Source organism: Bradyrhizobium sp. CIR48, assembly GCF_014198315.1.
Lineage (GTDB): Bacteria > Pseudomonadota > Alphaproteobacteria > Rhizobiales > Xanthobacteraceae > Bradyrhizobium.
The window spans coordinates 299282-315856 of record NZ_JACIHG010000009.1 but is presented as its reverse complement, the minus strand read 5'-3'; the positions used below and the strand labels follow the sequence as shown (position 1 = coordinate 315856).

The window sequence follows — 16575 nt, the reverse complement described above, 5'->3', positions numbered from 1 at the left end:
GACGCCCTTTTGCTAATACACAGACAGACTTCCCCCGGGATATGTCATGTCCGCCTCTTCCGCCTCGATCAGCGATCCCGCTTACCTTCGTGCGCGCGCGATGGAGACGCTGTTCGAGCGGCTGGAGAAGCTCTGCGAGGGCGCGATCGCGATCGACCGCGGCGGACGCGTCGTCTACGTCAATGAAAAATATCTCGCGGCGCTCGGTCTCAAGCGGACCAGTGAGGCAATCGGCCGGCCGATCGAGGAGGTCATCCCGAACAGCCTGATGCGCAAGGTGGCCGAGACCGGCGAGCCGATCCTGCTCGACATCATGGAGCTCGGCGGCGAGCAGCTCGTGGTCACGCGCATGCCGATCGAGGACGAGAACGGCACGGTGATCGGCGCGATCGGCTTCGTGCTCTATGACCACCTCGAAAGCCTCAAACCCCTGCTCGCCCGCGTCGCCCAGCTCGAGAGCGATCTGCGGCTGGCGCGGCGGCAGTTGTCCAACGCCCGGGCGGCGCGCTTCACCTTCGCCGACTACGTCGGCACCACGCCTGGTATCGCGCAGGCCAAACAGCTTGCAAGCCGCGCCGCCCGGCAGAGCGTCACGGTGCTGCTCACCGGCGAAACCGGAACGGGCAAGGAGATGCTGGCGCAGGCGATTCACAATGCCTCCTCGCGTGCGGAGAAGCCGTTCGTCAGCGTCAATGTCGCCGCGATTCCCGACACGCTGATCGAATCGGAGTTCTTCGGCACCGCGCCCGGCGCCTATACCGGCGCCGACCGCAGGGGACGCGAAGGAAAATTCCGAATCGCCGACGGCGGCACGCTGTTCCTCGACGAGATCGGCGAGATGCCGCTGCAATTGCAGGCCAAGCTGCTGCGCGTGCTGCAGGAGCGCGAGATCGAGCCGCTCGGCTCGGACAAGATCTCGAAAGTCGACGTGCGCGTGGTCGCGGCGACCAATGTGGATTTGCGCAAGCGCGTCAGCGACGGCGCGTTCCGGCCCGATCTCTATTACCGGCTGAACGTGCTCTCGATCGATTTGCCGCCGCTGCGGCAGTGCCTGGATGATCTCCCCGACATCTGCGCCCGGCTGCTCGAGGACATCAGCGCCTCCGGCGATTACGTCAAGGCGAAGATCACGCCGAGCGCGCTTTCCGCGCTGGCACGCTATGACTGGCCGGGCAACGTCCGCGAGCTCCGCAACATCCTGGAGCGGGCGCTGATCCTGAGCGATTCCGGCCGGCTGACCGGCGAGGATGTCGCCCGCATTCTTCCCGTCGGCTCCGACGTCAGGCCCTCAGCATCCGCGCGCCCGGCCGGACCCGTGGTGCCCTATGCCGAAGCCGAGGCCGAATTCGAGAAGCACACGCTCGAGCAGGCGCTCGCCGCCAGCAACGGCCAGATCTCCGAGGCCGCCAGGATGCTGCGGATCTCGCGCGCGACCTTCTACAAGAAGCTCGCCAAGTTCGGCCTCGCCGCAGGGCCGGCCTCCGTCTGAGTTTCGAGACAATGGACTGTCCGGAGTCTCGGATTCCGGACACGGCGCCGAACGGCTCTGTCCGAGCGCCAATGCGGAAATTGCCGGAATTTAAGCCGGTTTGCGCGAGCCAACAGCATCTGGCGCGGACCTTGCTCTTCGCTTTGCACAATGACGCATGCTGCACATGCGCATTTCGCAAATCAGGGAGGACGCAAGGATGAGTGAAGCGATCTCGGTCCATCAGCTTCAGGCGAAGCAGCCCTCGCATGTCACAGTCGCCACCGCGAGCCTGATCGGCACCGCCATCGAGTGGTATGACTTCTTCCTCTACGGCACCGCCGCGGCGCTGATCTTCAACAAGCTGTTCTTTCCGACCTTCGACCCCATGATGGGAACACTGCTGGCGTTCGCGACCTACGCGCTCGGCTTCGTCGCGCGCCCGCTCGGCGGCGTCGTGTTCGGGCATTACGGCGACAAGATCGGCCGCAAGACCATGCTCTATCTGACGCTGCTGATCATGGGCGTGGCGACCGCGGCGATCGGATTCCTGCCGACCTACGAGACCGCGGGCATCTGGGCCGCGGTCCTGCTCGTCACGTGCCGCCTGATCCAGGGCTTTGGCCTTGGCGGCGAATGGGGCGGTGCGGTGCTGATGGCGGTCGAGCATGCGCCCGAGGACAAGAAGGGCTTTTACGGCAGCTGGCCGCAGCTCGGCGCACCGCTCGGCCTCGTGCTCGGCACGCTGGTCTTCTCGGTGGTATCGGCGATGCTGACCGACGCGCAGCTGCTGGCGTGGGGCTGGCGCATCCCCTTCCTGTTCTCGATCGCGCTGGTGCTGGTCGGCCTGTGGATCCGCTTCACCATCGCCGAATCCCCGGAGTTCCAGAAGGTCAAGGATACCAAGCAGGAAGTGAAGATGCCGATCCTGGAGGCGATCAGGATGTATCCCAAGAACATCCTGCTCGCGATGGGCGCGCGCTTCGCCGAAAACGGCTTCTTCTACATCTACGCGACCTTCGTGCTCGCCTATGCCACGCAATCGCTCGGCATGAACAAGCAGGACATGCTCAATGGCGTGCTGATCGGCGCGGCGATCGAGACCTTCACCATCCCGGCCTTCGGTGCGCTCTCCGACCGGCTCGGGCGGCGACCGATCTACATTTTCGGCGCGGTGTTCTCGGCGCTGATGTCGTTCCCGCTGTTCACGCTGCTGGCGACCAGGAACCCGCAATATGCCTGGATCGCGATCGTGCTCGGCCTCGCCATCGGTCATGCCGCGATGTACGGCCCGCAGGCGAGCTTCCTGTCGGAGCTGTTCGGCACCAAGGTGCGCTACAGCGGCGTCTCGCTCGGCTACAACCTGGCCTCGATCTTCGCCGGCGCGCTGTCGCCGCTGATCGCGACGGGACTGATGACGGCCTACGCGCCGGCGACCTGGCCGATCTCGCTCTACATGATCGCGCTGGCGCTCATCACCATCGTCTCGGTCTATTTCGCCACCGAAACACGCAAGGTCGCCCAGCCCTGAACGGGCTGAGTGCGGCCCCCGCGACGCCGGAGCGGCTGGTCGCCAGCCGCTCCACGCGATACGAATAGGGGCAAACGAGAAGAGCCGGCATGCGGTCCGCAACAGACATGGGAGGGAATGCCATGAGCCAGCATCCTGCCTTGCCCTATTTGCGCAATTCCGAGAAGGGCAAGGTCGTCACCGCGGCGGAAGCCGTCATGCTGATCCGTGACGGCGACACGGTGGCGACCGGCGGCTTCGTCGGCATCGGCTTTGCCGAGGAGATCGCGGTCGCGCTGGAGGAGCTCTATCTCTCCCACGAGGGCGATGCCCCCTATACGCAGGGCAAGCCGCGCAATCTGACGCTGGTCTACGCAGCGGGCCAGGGCGACGGCAAGAATCGCGGCCTCAACCATTTCGCGCATGAAGGCCTGGTCCGCCGCGTGATCGGCGGACATTGGGGCCTTGCGCCGAAATTGCAGCAGCTTGCGATCGCAGGCCAGATCGAGGCCTATAATCTGCCGCAAGGCGTGATCACGCATCTCTTTCGCGACATCGCGGCGCACCGGCCCGGCCACATCACCCGCGTCGGCATGGGCACCTTCGTCGATCCGCGGCAGGGCGGCGGCAAGCTGAATGCGCGCACCACCGAAGAGCTTGTGGAACTGATCAAGATCGGCGGCGAAGAATGCCTGCTCTACAAGACGTTTCCGATTCAAGTCGGGATCATCCGCGCCACGACGGGCGATCCCGACGGCAACCTCACCATGGAGAAGGAGGCGCTGACGCTGGAAGCGCTCGCCATCGCGATGGCAGCGCATAATTCCGGCGGCATCGTCATTGCCCAGGTCGAACGCGTTGCCGAGGCCGGCAGCCTCAATCCACGCCAGGTCAAGATTCCCGGCATCCTCGTCGACTGCGTCGTGGTGGCGAGGCCCGAGAATCACTGGCAGACCTTCGGCACGCAATACAATCCGGCCTTCTCCAGCGAGATCCGCGTCCGTGCCGCCTCGCTGCCGGTGATGCCGGTCAGCGAGCGCAAGATCATCGCCCGTCGCGCCGCCCTGGAGCTGAAGGCCAACAGCGTCGTCAATCTCGGCATCGGCATGCCCGAGGGGATTGCCTCCGTCGCCAATGAGGAGCGGATCATCGACCTCATCACGTTGACGGCCGAACCGGGCGTGATCGGCGGCATCCCCGCGAGTGGCATCGATTTCGGCGCGGCGATCAACACCCAGGCGGTGATCGACCAGCCTTATCAGTTCGACTTCTACGACGGCGGCGGCTTGGACGCCGCCTTCCTCGGGCTCGCCCAGGTCGATCGCGCCGGCAACCTCAATGTCAGCAAGTTCGGGCCGAAGCTTGCCGGCGCCGGCGGCTTCATCAACATCAGCCAGAACGCCAAGGAGGTCATCTTCGTCGGCACCTTTGGCGCGGGCAAGCAGCGCATCGCCGTGAAGGACGGCAAGCTCGTCATTCTCGACGAGGCCACATCACGCAAGTTCGTCGACCGCGTCGAGCACGTCACCTTCAGCGGCCCGTTCGCGGCCGCGCGCAAGCAGCGCACGCTTTATGTCACCGAGCGCTGCGTGTTCGAGCTCAGGCCCGACGGGCTCGAGCTTACCGAAGTCGCGCCCGGCATCGACATCGAGCGCGACATTTTGCGCCTGATGGACTTCAAGCCGCTGATCCCGCGCGACCCGGCGCTGATGGACGATCGCATCTTCCGCGAGGGTCTGATGGATTTGCGCGAGCGCCTGCTCACCATCCCGCTCGACCAGCGCTTCACGCTGGACGAGCAGCAGAACCTGTTCTTCGTCAATCTCGAGCGCTATCCGCTACGCAGCAAGGCCGAGATCGACACCATCGCTGGTATCGTCGAAGCCAGGCTCGCTCCGCTTGGCCGCCGGGTCTACGCCATCGTCAATTATGACAATTTTTCCATCCTGCCGGAGTTGATGGACGATTATTCGGCGATGGTGCGCAGCCTGGTCGATCGCTTCTATTCCGGCGTGTCGCGCTACACCACGTCGGGCTTCCTGCGCATCAAGCTCGGCGAAGCCCTGGAGAAGCGCGGCGTCGCGCCGCACATTTTCGAAAGCGCTGATGAGGCGCAGTCGGATCGGCGTCAGGCCGAGGGAGCCGGCGATGCGCGGCCAGCCCAAAAATGATGCATGCTCGAAAGGCCGACGCGCTCGGCCGGAAGGTTCAATTGCAATGTTCGTAGTGTTATGCAAATCGCTGTTGCCGAGAAACGTTAAATCAGGAGGGACCATCGTGCGTCGATCACTCATCATAACAACAACCATTCTCGGACTCGCTGCGGGCACCTCCGTGCAGGCCGACGATCTCAAGGTCGCGCTGATCTACGGCAAGACCGGTCCGCTCGAGGCCTACGCCAAGCAGACCGAGACCGGCCTGAAGATGGGCTTCGAATACGCCACCAAGGGCACGATGACCCTCGATGGCCGCAAGATCGTCATCATCACCAAGGACGACCAGGGCAAGCCGGATCTCTCGAAGGCCGCGCTCGCCGAAGCCTATCAGGACGACAAGGCCGACATCGCGATCGGTACGACCTCGTCGGCTGCGGCGCTCGCCATTCTCCCCGTCGCCGAGGAGAACAAGAAAATCCTGATCGTCGAGCCCGCAGTCGCGGACCAGATTACCGGCGAGAAGTGGAATCGCTACATCTTCCGCACCGCGCGCAACTCCTCGCAGGACGCGATCTCCAATGCGGTCGCGATCGGCAAGCAGGGCGTCACCGTCGCAACGCTGGCACAGGACTATGCGTTCGGCCGCGATGGCGTCGCCGCCTTCAAGGAGGCACTCGCCAAGACCGGCGCGACCCTCGCTGCCGAAGAATATGCCCCGACCTCGACCACCGACTTCACAGCGGTCGGCCAGCGCCTGTTCGACGCACTGAAGGACAAGCCGGGCCGCAAGGTCATCTGGGTGATCTGGGCCGGCGCCGGCAATCCGCTGGCCAAGCTGCAGGACATGGACCCGAAGCGCTACGGCATCGAGCTCTCCACCGGCGGCAACATCCTCCCGGCGCTCGCCGCCTATAAGGGCCTGCCCGGCATGGAAGGCGCGACCTATTATTTCTACGAGATCCCGAAGAACCCTGTGAACGACTGGCTCGTCGCCGAGCACCAGAAGCGCTTCAACGCGCCGCCGGACTTCTTCACTGCGGGCGGCTTTGCCGCCGCGATGTCCGTCGTCGCCGCCGTCACCAAGGCGAAGTCGACCGACAGCGAGAAGCTGATCACGGCGATGGAAGGCCTGGAGTTCGACACACCGAAGGGCAAGATGGTGTTCCGGAAGGAAGACCATCAGGCGCTGCAGAGCATGTACGCCTTCAAGGTCAAGGTCGATCCGAACGTCGCCTGGGCCGTGCTCGAGCCGGTGCGCGAGCTGAAGATCGAGGACATGGACGTTCCGGTCAAGAACAAGCGCTGACGCTTCCTACTTCACCTCCCCCGCTTGCGGGGGAGGCCGGGAGAGGGCTCTCTTCCCTTGGGGGTTCTCGCGTGCGGAAACACCCTCTCCCCACCCCTCCCCCGCAAGCGGGGGGGAGGGAGCCCACTGTGATCGCGGATACTTCCTCATCTCATCATTTGCCAAACAATGACTCTCACCCTCGAAACTCGCGACCTCACCATCCGCTTCGGCGGCCATGTTGCGGTCAACAACGTGACCTGCACGTTCCGTCCGGGCGAGCTCACCGCGATCGTCGGGCCGAACGGCGCCGGCAAGACCACCTATTTCAATCTGATCTCGGGCCAGCTACGCGCCTCGAACGGCAGCATCCTGTTCGACGGCACCGACATCACCCAGCACTCCGCGCCGATGCGGACCCGCGCCGGCCTCGGGCGCGCCTTCCAGCTCACCAACCTCTTTCCAAACCTCACCGTGGAAGAGAACGTCCGCCTCGCAGTGCAGGCGGCGAACGGCACCCATTACGACATGCTGCGGCCCTGGATGGTGCGCCGCGACCTGATCGCGCGCGCCGATGCCATCCTCGACCAGGTCGCGCTCGGCAGCCGCCGCGGCGTCGCCGCGACCGCGCTGTCGCATGGCGACCAGCGCAAGCTCGAGGTCGCACTGATGATTGCGCTCGAGCCAAAAGTCTTCATGTTCGACGAGCCGACCGCCGGCATGAGCATCGACGAGGTGCCTGTGGTGCTCAACCTGATCGCGCAGCTCAAGCAGGACAGGAGCAAGATCATCCTGCTGGTCGAGCACAAGATGGACGTGGTGCGCTCGCTCGCCGACCGCATCATCGTGCTGCATAACGGCCAGCTCGTCGCCGACGGCCCGCCTGCCGAAGTGATCGCCTCGCCGATCGTGCAGGAAGCCTATCTCGGTGTCGCGCCCAAGACAGCTGCAGGGAGCGCGGCATGACCGATCTCCTGAAACTCTCCGGCGTCCACACCCATATCGGCCGCTACCACATCCTCCAGGGCATCGACCTCGCCGTCCCGCAGGGGCAGACCACGATGCTGCTCGGCCGCAACGGCGCCGGCAAGACCACGACGCTGCGCACCATCATGGGGCTGTGGCAAGCTTCATCGGGCGAGATCAGCCTCTCCGGCGATCGTATCGAGAGCCGCGCCACGCCCGACATCGCAAGGCTCGGTGTCGGATACGTTCCGGAGAGCATGGCGGTGTTCTCCGATCTCACCGTGAAGGAAAACCTGGTGCTGGCGGCGCGCGACGGGCCGCTGGACGACAAGCAGCTCGACTGGATTTTTGGTTTCTTCCCGGCGCTGCGCCGGTTCTGGCTGTCGCGGGCGGGAAGCCTCTCGGGCGGGCAGAAGCAGATGCTCTCGATCGCGCGCGCCATCATCGAGCCGCGCAAGCTCTTGCTGATCGACGAGCCGACCAAGGGGCTCGCGCCGGCGATCGTGATGGCGCTGATCGAGTGCCTGAAGGAGATCAAGCGCAAGGGCGCAACCATCCTCCTGGTCGAGCAGAATTTCTTTGCCGCCCGCGAGCTCGGCGACAACGTGCTCGTGATGGACAACGGCACCATCGTCCATCGCGGCGAGATGGCGGCGCTCGCCGCCGACGTGCCGCTGCAGGAGCGGCTGCTCGGCTTGAGCCTGGAGGCGCATCAGTGACTGACCTTGCCGCAACCGATCCGCTGCCGAAGCCGAAGCGCGATATCGCACCGATCCTGCTGCCGGTCGCGCTCGCCCTCGTGACGATCCCGCTGATCGGCTCGCCCAGCACCTGGCTGACGCTGACCGCCGCGAGCCTCGCCATGGGCATGATGATCTTCATCATGGCCTCGGGCCTGACGCTGGTGTTCGGCCTGATGGACGTGCTCAATTTCGGCCACGGCGCCTTCATCGCCGTCGGCGCCTATGTCGCGACCCTGGTGCTGGCGCCGTTCGCAGCCTCCATTCAGGCGGATTCGCTCTGGATGAACCTCGCCGTGCTGGCGCCGGCCGCGCTGCTCTCGATGGCGGTGTCGGGCGCCCTCGGCCTCGTCGTCGAGCGCGTGCTGATCCTGCCGGTCTACGGCCAGCATCTGAAGCAGATCCTGATGACGACCGGCGGCCTGATCGTGGCCGAGCAGACGCTCTATGCCCTGTGGGGACCACAGATCATCCCGATGCCGCTGCCGGCCTCGCTGCGCGGCTCCTTCATCCTCGGCGACGTCGCGATCGCCAAATACCGCGTGCTGGCGATGCTGATCGGCCTTGCCGTCTTCATCGCGATCCAGCTCGTGCTCAACCGCACCAAGCTCGGGCTCCTGATCCGCGCCGGCGTGGAGAACCGCGAGATGGTGGAAGCGCTCGGCTATCGCATCCGCCGGCTGTTTCTTGGCGTGTTCATGACGGGATCGGCGCTGGCCGGCCTCGGCGGCGTGATGTGGGCGCTCTATCGCGAGCAGGTCCATGCCTCCATGAGCGACGACCTCACCGTCTTGATCTTCATCGTGGTCATCATCGGCGGCCTGGGGTCGATCGGCGGCTGCTTCATCGGTGCGATTCTCGTGGCCATGGTTGCCAATTACGGCGGCTTCCTGGTGCCGAAACTTGCCCTCGTCTCCAACATCCTGCTGATGGTCGCCATTCTGATGTGGCGGCCGCGCGGCCTTTATGCGGTGACCAGCCGATGATGATCCTGTCAGGCGATCCGCCGCGTAGCCGGATTCTCACCCTCGTTCTCGTCGTCATCATCCTGGCGCTGGCGGCGACGCCGTTCCTGTTTCCGGGTGCCAAGGCATTGAACGTCGCCGCCAAGATCTGCGTCTTCGCCGCGCTGGTCGCCTCCTACGACCTCCTGCTCGGCTATACCGGCTCGGTGTCGTTCGCCCACACCATGTTCTACGGCATCGGCAGCTACGCGATCGCCATCGCGCTGTACGGGATGGGCCCGAACTGGGCCGCGGTCGCCACCGGCATCGTCGTCGGCCTACCGCTCGCGGCCCTGCTCGCGCTCGCCATCGGGCTGTTTTCGCTGCGGGTCGCCGCGATCTTCTTTGCCATGATCACGCTCGCGGTCGCCTCCGCCTTCCAGGTGCTGGCTTCGCAGCTGTCCTGGCTGACCGGCGGCGAGGACGGGCGCAGCTTCCAGCTGCCCCAGTTGCTCCGCCCCGGCACGGTGCTGATCCCAAAGAGCCTGGTCGGCTTCGAGGTCAACGGTCGGATCCTGACCTACTACCTGGTGTTCGCCATCTCGGCCCTGATGATCCTCGCACTGCTGCGCGTGGTGAACTCGCCGTTCGGGCGCGTGCTGCAGGCAATCCGCGAGAATCGCTTTCGCGCCGAGGCACTCGGCTTCCGCACGGTGTTCCACCTGACCTATGCCAACTGCATCGCCGCGCTGGTCGCCGCCAGTGCCGGCATCCTGAATGCGCTGTGGCTGCGCTATGCCGGCCCCGACACCTCGCTCAGCTTCTCGATCATGCTGGACATCCTGCTGATGGTCGTGATCGGCGGCATGGGCACGATCTACGGCGCGATCATCGGCGCTACCATCTTCATCCTCGCCCAGAACTATTTGCAGTCGCTGATGGGCGTCGCCTCCACGGCGGCGTCGGAGGCCGGCCTGCCGCTGCTGCCGGGGCTGCTGCATCCCGACCGCTGGCTGCTGTGGCTCGGCCTGCTGTTCATCGCCAGCGTCTACTTCTTCCCGACCGGCGTGGTCGGACGGCTGCGTAATCCCGCTGGCGACAAGAGCGCTGGCAGTTCGCATTAAGGCGCGATTAATAATGCAGTGCGGCGATTGCTGCATCCGCCGCACAACCGCGACGCGATTCCCGCTCTGCTGGATACGGACGCGATTGCGCAACTGGATTAATGCTTAGGTAACTGGCTTTCCTAAGGTTTAGGCCATTTGTGCGGTGTATTCGTGTTCCTCCAGGGAGGGGGAATGCGCCAGGTCTTTTCCACGGTGGCAGCCGGAATGTCTCTAGCCGCAAGGAACGGCTGGGAGGCCTTGGCGCGACGTGGTCCTGTCCTGTGGCTGATCCTGTGCGGCGTGTTGCTGGTCGCGGGCATCTTCGGTGTGACGGCCGTGGCCGTCGGTGAATTTCGCGAGCGCACACTGGCCAACCGCGAGCGCGAGCTGGAAAACACGGTCCAGCTGATCGCCCGGCATTTTGATCAGCAATTCGAGGATTCCGACGTCGTCGCCGCCGATCTGATCGGTCAGATGAGCCTGACGGAGATCACCTCGCCGACGATGTTCCGCGAGCGCATGTCCGGGGCTGCGGCGAACCAGATGCTGCGCAGCAAGATCAGCTCCGTGTCTTACCTCGGCGATATCGCGATCTACGATGCCGACGGCGAGCTGATCAACTGGTCGCGGGCCCAGCCCCTGCCCAAGATCAACGTTTCGTCGCGGGCCTACTTTCAGACATTCAAGACCAATCCGCAGTCCGAACCGGTGCTGCTGGAATCAGTCCGCAGCTTCATCATCAACAAATGGACCACGATCGTGGCGCGCCGCTTGAACGGCGCGGACGGCACCTTCCTCGGCGCGATGGTCCGCCGGATCGATCCGGACAGCTACCAGCATTATTTCGCATCGGTCGCGCTTGCCGAGGGCACGGCCATCTCGCTGTTCGATCGCGAAGGCAAGATGCTGGCGCGTTATCCGCATCATGAGGAGTTGATCGGACGGAGCTTCAAGGATGCACCGCTGATGCGGAAGGTGTTGACCAAGGGCGGTCAGCAGACGCTCCGCGTCAGGAGCCCGCTCGACGGCGAGGAGCGGCTCGGCTCAGCGGCGTCGCTGACGCATTTTCCGCTGGTCATCGTCGCCACCAACACGACAGTCGCGGCCCTCGCGGACTGGCGGCAGCAGACCGGCTTCATGGTCACGACCGCCGCGCTTTCGGCTGCCGTGATCGCGCTGATCCTCTATCTGATCATCCGCCTGATCAACCGGCAGAACCGCGAAGCGCAGGAACGGCTGGAAGCGGAGCGGCTGCGGCTCGACACCGCCTTGAACAACATGACGCAGGGGCTGATCCTCTACGACGCGAGCGGCACCATCGTCACCTGCAACCGACGCTACGCCGACATGTTCGGCCTTTCCCACGACGTCATCAAACCCGGCTGTCACATCCGCGAGGCGATGTATCATCGTCAGGAGCGCGGCGCGTTTGACGGCGACGTCGAGGAATTTTGCGCTGACGTGATGAGGGTCGTCGCCGAAGGCACGGTCTCCACGCGAATTCATCAACTGGCCAATGGCCGCGCCTTCCAGGTCATCAACACCCCGCTCGCCCAGGGCGGCTGGGTCGCGACGATCGAAGACATCACCGATCGCCGCCACCTGGAACAGGAGCGCGATCGCAACCACACCTTCCTGCGCGAGATCATCGACCATATTCCTTCGCGGATCACCGTGAAGGATGCCCGAACGCGGCGCTACCTCCTGGCCAACCAGGTGGCCGAGCAACAGCTCGGCGAAACGCCGGAGACGATCGTCGGCAAGAGCGCGTTCGACCTTTACCCGACGGAAGACGCCGAGATCATCACCCGGGACGACGACAAGCTGCTGCAATCGCCGAATGGCCTGTTCCTGGATGAGCACATCTGGAATACCCCGGCCACCGGACGGCGCTATATCACCTCGACCCGGATCGGCATCCGCGACAAGTCCGGCGAGCCGCGCTACATCATCAATGTCGTCGAGGACGTTACCGAGCGGCGGCGCGCCCACGAGAAGATCGCGCATATGGCGCATTACGATGCGCTGACCGACCTGCCGAATCGCACCCTGTTCCGCGAGCAGATCGAACGCGAGCTGGCGAAGGTCGCCGATGGCGCGCAGTTCGCGCTGCTCTACATTGACGTCGACGAATTCAAGGGCATCAACGATTCGCTCGGCCACCACGTCGGCGACGAGCTGTTGAAGGCGATCGCAGGCCGCCTCCGCGGCTGCCTCAAGCAGGACGATTTGATCGCGCGGCTCGGCGGCGACGAGTTCGCCGTGATCCAGACCGGCATCCAGTCCCCTGCCGACGTGCTGGCCTTCGTGACGCGGATCTACGAGGCGATCCGACAGCCCTATCACTGTCTCGGCCATCAGCTCTCCACCGACGCGAGCATCGGAATCGCGCTGGCGCCGCAGGACGGCACCGATCTCGACCAGCTCATCAAGAACGCCGATCTCGCGATGTACGGCGCCAAGGCCGAGGGGCGCCGCACCCACCGCTTCTTCGAGCCGGAGATGGATGCCTGCGCCAAGGCGCGCCTGAGCATGGAGCAGGATCTGCGGCAGGCCCTGGTGAACGGCGGCTTCGAGATTCACTATCAGCCGCTGGTCGACCTGCGCACCAACGACGTGGCGGGCTGCGAGGCATTGCTGCGCTGGCGCCATCCCGAACGCGGCATGGTCTCGCCGGCCGAGTTCATTCCCGTCGCCGAGGACACCGGCCTGATCAACGAGCTCGGCGACTGGGTGCTGCGCATGGCCTGCAACGAGGCCGCGACCTGGCCGACGCATATCCGCGTCGCGGTCAACGTGTCGCCGGTGCAGCTCAAATGCGACACGCTGGCGCTGCGGATCGCGGGCGCACTCGCCGCCTCCGGGCTGGACCCGCGCCGGCTCGAGCTCGAGATCACCGAGGCCGTGCTGATCCGCGACGACGAAGCTGCGCTCTCGATCCTGCACCAGCTCCGCTCGATCGGCGTACGCATCGCGCTCGACGATTTCGGCACCGGCTACTCCTCGCTCAGCTATCTCAAGCGCTTCCCGTTCGACAAGATCAAGATCGATCGCTGCTTCGTCGCCGACATCGCGGAGACGAGCGGTGCACCCGTGATCGTGCAGGCGGTGGTGAACATCGCGGCCGCCAGCAGCATGACCACGGTCGCCGAGGGCGTCGAGACCGAGGCGCAGCGCGAGATGCTGCGCGCGCTCGGCTGCACGCAGATGCAAGGCTATCTGTTCAGCCCGCCGAAGCCGGCCAGCGAGGTGCGGAAACTATTCGGCTCGGGCAATGGCTTGCCCGGAGCCTTGCCGGTGGCGGCGGTGGCCTGATGACGAAATCTGTGAAGTCGTCGAGCAAGACGTCGGCCAAGTCTTCGCGCAAGTCTTCGCGCAAGTCTTCGGCGAAGATTTCGACCAAGACGGTCGACGTCGCGGATTCCTATGCCGTGCGGCTGATGCAGCATCTGGTGGTGCCGACCTTCGTGATCGACCCGAAGCGCCGCGTCGTGATCTGGAACAGGGCCTGCGAGCGGTTGACCGGCCTCGCCGCATCCGAGGTGATCGGCACCAACAAGCACTGGCAGGCCTTCTACGAGACGAGACGCCCCTGCCTTGCCGATCTCGTCGCGCTCGACCGGCCCGAGCGGCTTCCGGAGTTCTATTCGGAATACGCCGCGCGCGGCCATAACGGGCTCGGCTTTTCCGCGGAAAACTGGTGCACGATGCCGAAGCTCGGCAGCCAGCTTTATCTCGCCATCGACGCCGGCCCGATCCACGACGAGGCCGGCCATCTGATCGCCGTGGTGGAGACGCTGCGCGACCTCACCGACCAGAAGCGCGCCGAGATGGCGCTGAAGGAGCTCGCCACCAAGGACGGGTTGACCGGCCTGTCGAACCGCCGCTCGTTCGACCAGATGCTGATGACCGAATGGGCCCGCGCCCAGCGCACGCAGAAGCCGCTGGCGCTGCTGTTCGTCGACGTCGATCATTTCAAGCTGTTCAACGACCACCACGGCCACCAGATCGGCGACGAATGCCTGCGCGCGGTCGCTTCGGTCGTCAGCCGGCATGCCGTGCGCCCGCTCGATCTCGCCAGCCGTTATGGCGGCGAGGAGTTCGCGCTGATCCTGCCGGACATGGATTGCGATACCGCCTGCGTCATCGCCGACGAGATCCGCTGCGCCGTCATCGCCTTGCGGATCGCCCATGGCGCCATGGGCGCCGGCGACCACGTCACCCTCAGCGTCGGGGTCGCCAGCCACATTCCCGGCGGCGCCGATGGCGGACCCGACCGGCTGCTGGGCGCGGCCGACGAGGCGCTCTATGTGGCCAAACGTCTCGGCCGCAACCGCGTCATCTGCGCCGAAAGGGTGCTTGCCGAATTCGCAAGCCTCGGCCGGGAGGCCGCAGCGGTTCCGGGCCCTGTCCAGCGCAAAACCGCTTAAGCGCAATGTGGCGAGAACCGGTTGCCCGCCCCGCGCCAATCGGCTAAATGAGCGAGCACTGCACCCGTAGCTCAGCTGGATAGAGCGTTGCCCTCCGAAGGCAAAGGTCACACGTTCGAATCGTGTCGGGTGCGCCAGTCTGGAAAGGCCAGAATTGAAGGCATTTCCAGCGATTTAGGCCCTCCTGCCCCAGCGCCCGAAAAACTCGCTGTCACAACCGTGTCACAGCGAGAAAACACATGGCCACGATCAGGCAACGAGGTAAGAAATGGCAGGTTCAAGTCAGGCGGGCAGGCTCGGGGGCCCTGTCCAAATCCTTCCTACGAAGGAAGGATGCGGACGCTTGGGCAAGGCAGATGGAGATTCGGGCGGACCGCTCCGAATTGCCGGCCGACAGCGGCGCCCTCAAAGCCATTAAGCTAGCCGACCTTATCACCCGCTATCGAAAGGAAGTGACCTCCAAAAAGCGCGGAGGAAAGATCGAAGACTCTGTGCTCGCACGAATGCTTTGCGACCCCATCTGCAAATTGTCGCTGTCCCAGCTGGGGACCGCCGACTTCGCACGTTATCGCGACCGCCGACTAGCTTGCGTCGCACCCACAACTCTTAAGCGACAGTTGAACCCGATCCAGCACATGTTTGAAGTCGCAAAGCGCGATTGGGCGATTCCCATCAAGGACAATCCAATCAAGACACTTCGCTTCTCGGCCAAAATGCGTATGCGAACGCGTCGCTTGCGCCCCGGAGAATTGAACAGATTGTTGAAAGCTACTCGTTCATGTCGAAGCTCAGAGATTGCGCAGATAATCCAGTTCGCGCTCGCTACCGGTATGAGGAGAGGCGAGATCGCCAGTATGCAGTGGAAAGACCTAGATCTTAAAAGGCGGCTCTTGACCATTCCGATTACCAAGAATGGCCATGCGAGAACGGTTCCGCTTTCAAACGATGCCATCAAGGCATTGCCAAAGCGATGCTCGATCGACGGGCGCGTGTTCTCGAAAACAGGTAACGCAATCCACTTAGCTTGGGATCGCATTACGAAGCGTGCCGGAATTAACGATTTGCGATTTCATGACCTGCGCCACGAAGCCATCAGCCGGTTCTTTGAGCTAGGGCTGACTATTCCAGAGGTCGCAACGATAAGCGGGCACCGAGATGCAACAATGCTGCTCAGATATGCTCATGCATCACCGAGCGCAGTGTTCAAGAAGCTGAATCAGGCCGCTTGATCGTCTTTGGGAAGTTTCCGATACGTGACGTGCGCCGTGGCGAACGGAATACCCGCTCGCCCGGCACTTCCGCGAACGATGCAAGCCTTATCATCTATCGCATAGAACCAATCATCGAAATTCAATCTGAATGATTTACCGCCCGCCTGCGGCGTGTCGCGCGTGTACCTCCAATGGAAGGCGCAACCGGCTTGCTCGCCAATGGCCTCACCTTCAAGCCGGTTTTCCAATCCGGTGTACTTCCCTTCCTCGCCCTTTCGTATCGTCCAATGCAGGGTGTCGCTGTGACCATCGTCAAAGGTATATGTCTCGGCGAATAGCACAGTATGAGTGTCCGCATCTAACTCGCCATGACCAGCAATCGTTGCGCGCTTCAAGAGTCCTCCCACTAGACTCTCTAGCACTGCCCAACCTTCCAGCCGCCCGACGAAAAATCGCTCAGGAAGAAACAGTGGCGTAGTGGCTTTAAAAGCAGCAATCGCCATGGGTAACCCCATTCGAAAATCGCCTGACGAAATAAGTCGCGTCTACCGGTCAGGTTCCTGATCGGCGCGGAAACATGCTTGGTTCGGTGCGCTCTACCATCCGCAGCACGCTCTTGCAGGACGGACATTCATACGATCGGATTTCGTACCGCCTAGCGGCGGGCTCGCTGCCAACGAACTTTCGCGGCTTATGGCACGCGGTGCAGAGGTACTGATTGCGGTCCATGGCAGACCCAAATCGCAGCGTCAGAAAGAG

The 16575-nt window shown here is 63.9% G+C and carries 12 protein-coding genes and 1 tRNA gene; 12 read left to right on the top strand and 1 reads right to left on the bottom strand.

Annotation, left to right across the window (positions count from 1 at the left end; all coding sequences use genetic code 11):
- Positions 1-46: 46 nt before the first annotated feature.
- From GGD66_RS27570 to GGD66_RS27515, 12 genes are all read left to right on the top strand, one after another.
- On the top strand, positions 47-1489 hold the full coding sequence (locus GGD66_RS27570) for a sigma-54-dependent Fis family transcriptional regulator (protein WP_092251549.1): 1443 nt from the start codon (positions 47-49) through the stop codon (positions 1487-1489).
- Positions 1490-1688: 199 nt separating this feature from the next.
- Positions 1689-2999 carry an MFS transporter gene (locus GGD66_RS27565; protein WP_177236849.1) on the top strand — a complete coding sequence of 437 codons (1311 nt, stop codon included), beginning with the start codon at positions 1689-1691 and terminating at the stop codon, positions 2997-2999.
- Positions 3000-3121: 122 nt separating this feature from the next.
- Complete coding sequence (locus tag GGD66_RS27560; RefSeq protein ID WP_183259563.1) at positions 3122-5149, top strand: acyl CoA:acetate/3-ketoacid CoA transferase; 2028 nt, start codon at positions 3122-3124, stop codon at positions 5147-5149.
- Positions 5150-5255: 106 nt separating this feature from the next.
- On the top strand, positions 5256-6440 hold the full coding sequence (locus tag GGD66_RS27555) for a substrate-binding domain-containing protein (RefSeq protein WP_026202193.1): 1185 nt from the start codon (positions 5256-5258) through the stop codon (positions 6438-6440).
- Between the two features lie 168 nt (positions 6441-6608).
- Positions 6609-7385, top strand: a complete 777-nt coding sequence (locus tag GGD66_RS27550) for an ABC transporter ATP-binding protein (RefSeq protein ID WP_179732839.1) — start codon at positions 6609-6611, stop codon at positions 7383-7385.
- Positions 7382-8104, top strand: a complete 723-nt coding sequence (locus tag GGD66_RS27545; protein WP_183259562.1) for an ABC transporter ATP-binding protein — start codon at positions 7382-7384, stop codon at positions 8102-8104. Before GGD66_RS27550 ends, GGD66_RS27545 begins: the two co-directional genes overlap by 4 nt.
- Positions 8101-9111, top strand: coding sequence for a branched-chain amino acid ABC transporter permease (locus tag GGD66_RS27540; protein WP_018319497.1), 1011 nt, complete (start codon positions 8101-8103; stop codon positions 9109-9111). Before GGD66_RS27545 ends, GGD66_RS27540 begins: the two co-directional genes overlap by 4 nt.
- The gene (locus GGD66_RS27535; RefSeq protein ID WP_183235787.1) at positions 9108-10193 is read left to right on the top strand and encodes a branched-chain amino acid ABC transporter permease; all 1086 of its coding nucleotides are present in this window, start codon (positions 9108-9110) and stop codon (positions 10191-10193) included. The genes GGD66_RS27540 and GGD66_RS27535 overlap by 4 nt, the downstream gene beginning before the upstream one ends.
- A 174-nt stretch (positions 10194-10367) precedes the next feature.
- On the top strand, positions 10368-13490 hold the full coding sequence (locus GGD66_RS27530; RefSeq protein ID WP_183259561.1) for an EAL domain-containing protein: 3123 nt from the start codon (positions 10368-10370) through the stop codon (positions 13488-13490).
- A 125-nt stretch (positions 13491-13615) separates the two neighbouring features.
- Positions 13616-14605 carry a diguanylate cyclase gene (locus GGD66_RS27525; RefSeq protein WP_246788994.1) on the top strand — a complete coding sequence of 330 codons (990 nt, stop codon included), beginning with the start codon at positions 13616-13618 and terminating at the stop codon, positions 14603-14605.
- A gap of 60 nt (positions 14606-14665) precedes the next feature.
- Positions 14666-14742 (top strand) — tRNA-Arg (locus GGD66_RS27520).
- A gap of 102 nt (positions 14743-14844) precedes the next feature.
- Entirely contained in the window at positions 14845-15834 is a 990-nt protein-coding gene (locus tag GGD66_RS27515) for a site-specific integrase (protein WP_183259560.1), read from the top strand.
- On the opposite strand, the gene GGD66_RS27510 is transcribed toward GGD66_RS27515, so the two are convergent.
- Complete coding sequence (locus GGD66_RS27510; protein WP_183259559.1) at positions 15822-16319, bottom strand: DUF3833 family protein; 498 nt, start codon at positions 16317-16319, stop codon at positions 15822-15824. The genes GGD66_RS27515 and GGD66_RS27510 overlap by 13 nt on opposite strands.
- Positions 16320-16575: the final 256 nt, after the last annotated feature.

What these genes read in the sequence shown, in the direction of transcription:
- GGD66_RS27570 (WP_092251549.1), top strand. Translation starts at nt 47, where the DNA reads ATGTCCGCCTCTTCCGCCTCGATCAGCGATCCCGCTTACCTTCGTGCG.
- GGD66_RS27565 (WP_177236849.1), top strand. Translation starts at nt 1,689, where the DNA reads ATGAGTGAAGCGATCTCGGTCCATCAGCTTCAGGCGAAGCAGCCCTCG.
- GGD66_RS27560 (WP_183259563.1), top strand. Translation starts at nt 3,122, where the DNA reads ATGAGCCAGCATCCTGCCTTGCCCTATTTGCGCAATTCCGAGAAGGGC.
- GGD66_RS27550 (WP_179732839.1), top strand. Translation starts at nt 6,609, where the DNA reads ATGACTCTCACCCTCGAAACTCGCGACCTCACCATCCGCTTCGGCGGC.
- GGD66_RS27545 (WP_183259562.1), top strand. Translation starts at nt 7,382, where the DNA reads ATGACCGATCTCCTGAAACTCTCCGGCGTCCACACCCATATCGGCCGC.
- GGD66_RS27535 (WP_183235787.1), top strand. Translation starts at nt 9,108, where the DNA reads ATGATGATCCTGTCAGGCGATCCGCCGCGTAGCCGGATTCTCACCCTC.
- GGD66_RS27530 (WP_183259561.1), top strand. Translation starts at nt 10,368, where the DNA reads ATGCGCCAGGTCTTTTCCACGGTGGCAGCCGGAATGTCTCTAGCCGCA.
- GGD66_RS27525 (WP_246788994.1), top strand. Translation starts at nt 13,616, where the DNA reads ATGCAGCATCTGGTGGTGCCGACCTTCGTGATCGACCCGAAGCGCCGC.
- GGD66_RS27515 (WP_183259560.1), top strand. Translation starts at nt 14,845, where the DNA reads ATGGCCACGATCAGGCAACGAGGTAAGAAATGGCAGGTTCAAGTCAGG.
- GGD66_RS27510 (WP_183259559.1), bottom strand. Translation starts at nt 16,319, where the DNA reads ATGGCGATTGCTGCTTTTAAAGCCACTACGCCACTGTTTCTTCCTGAG.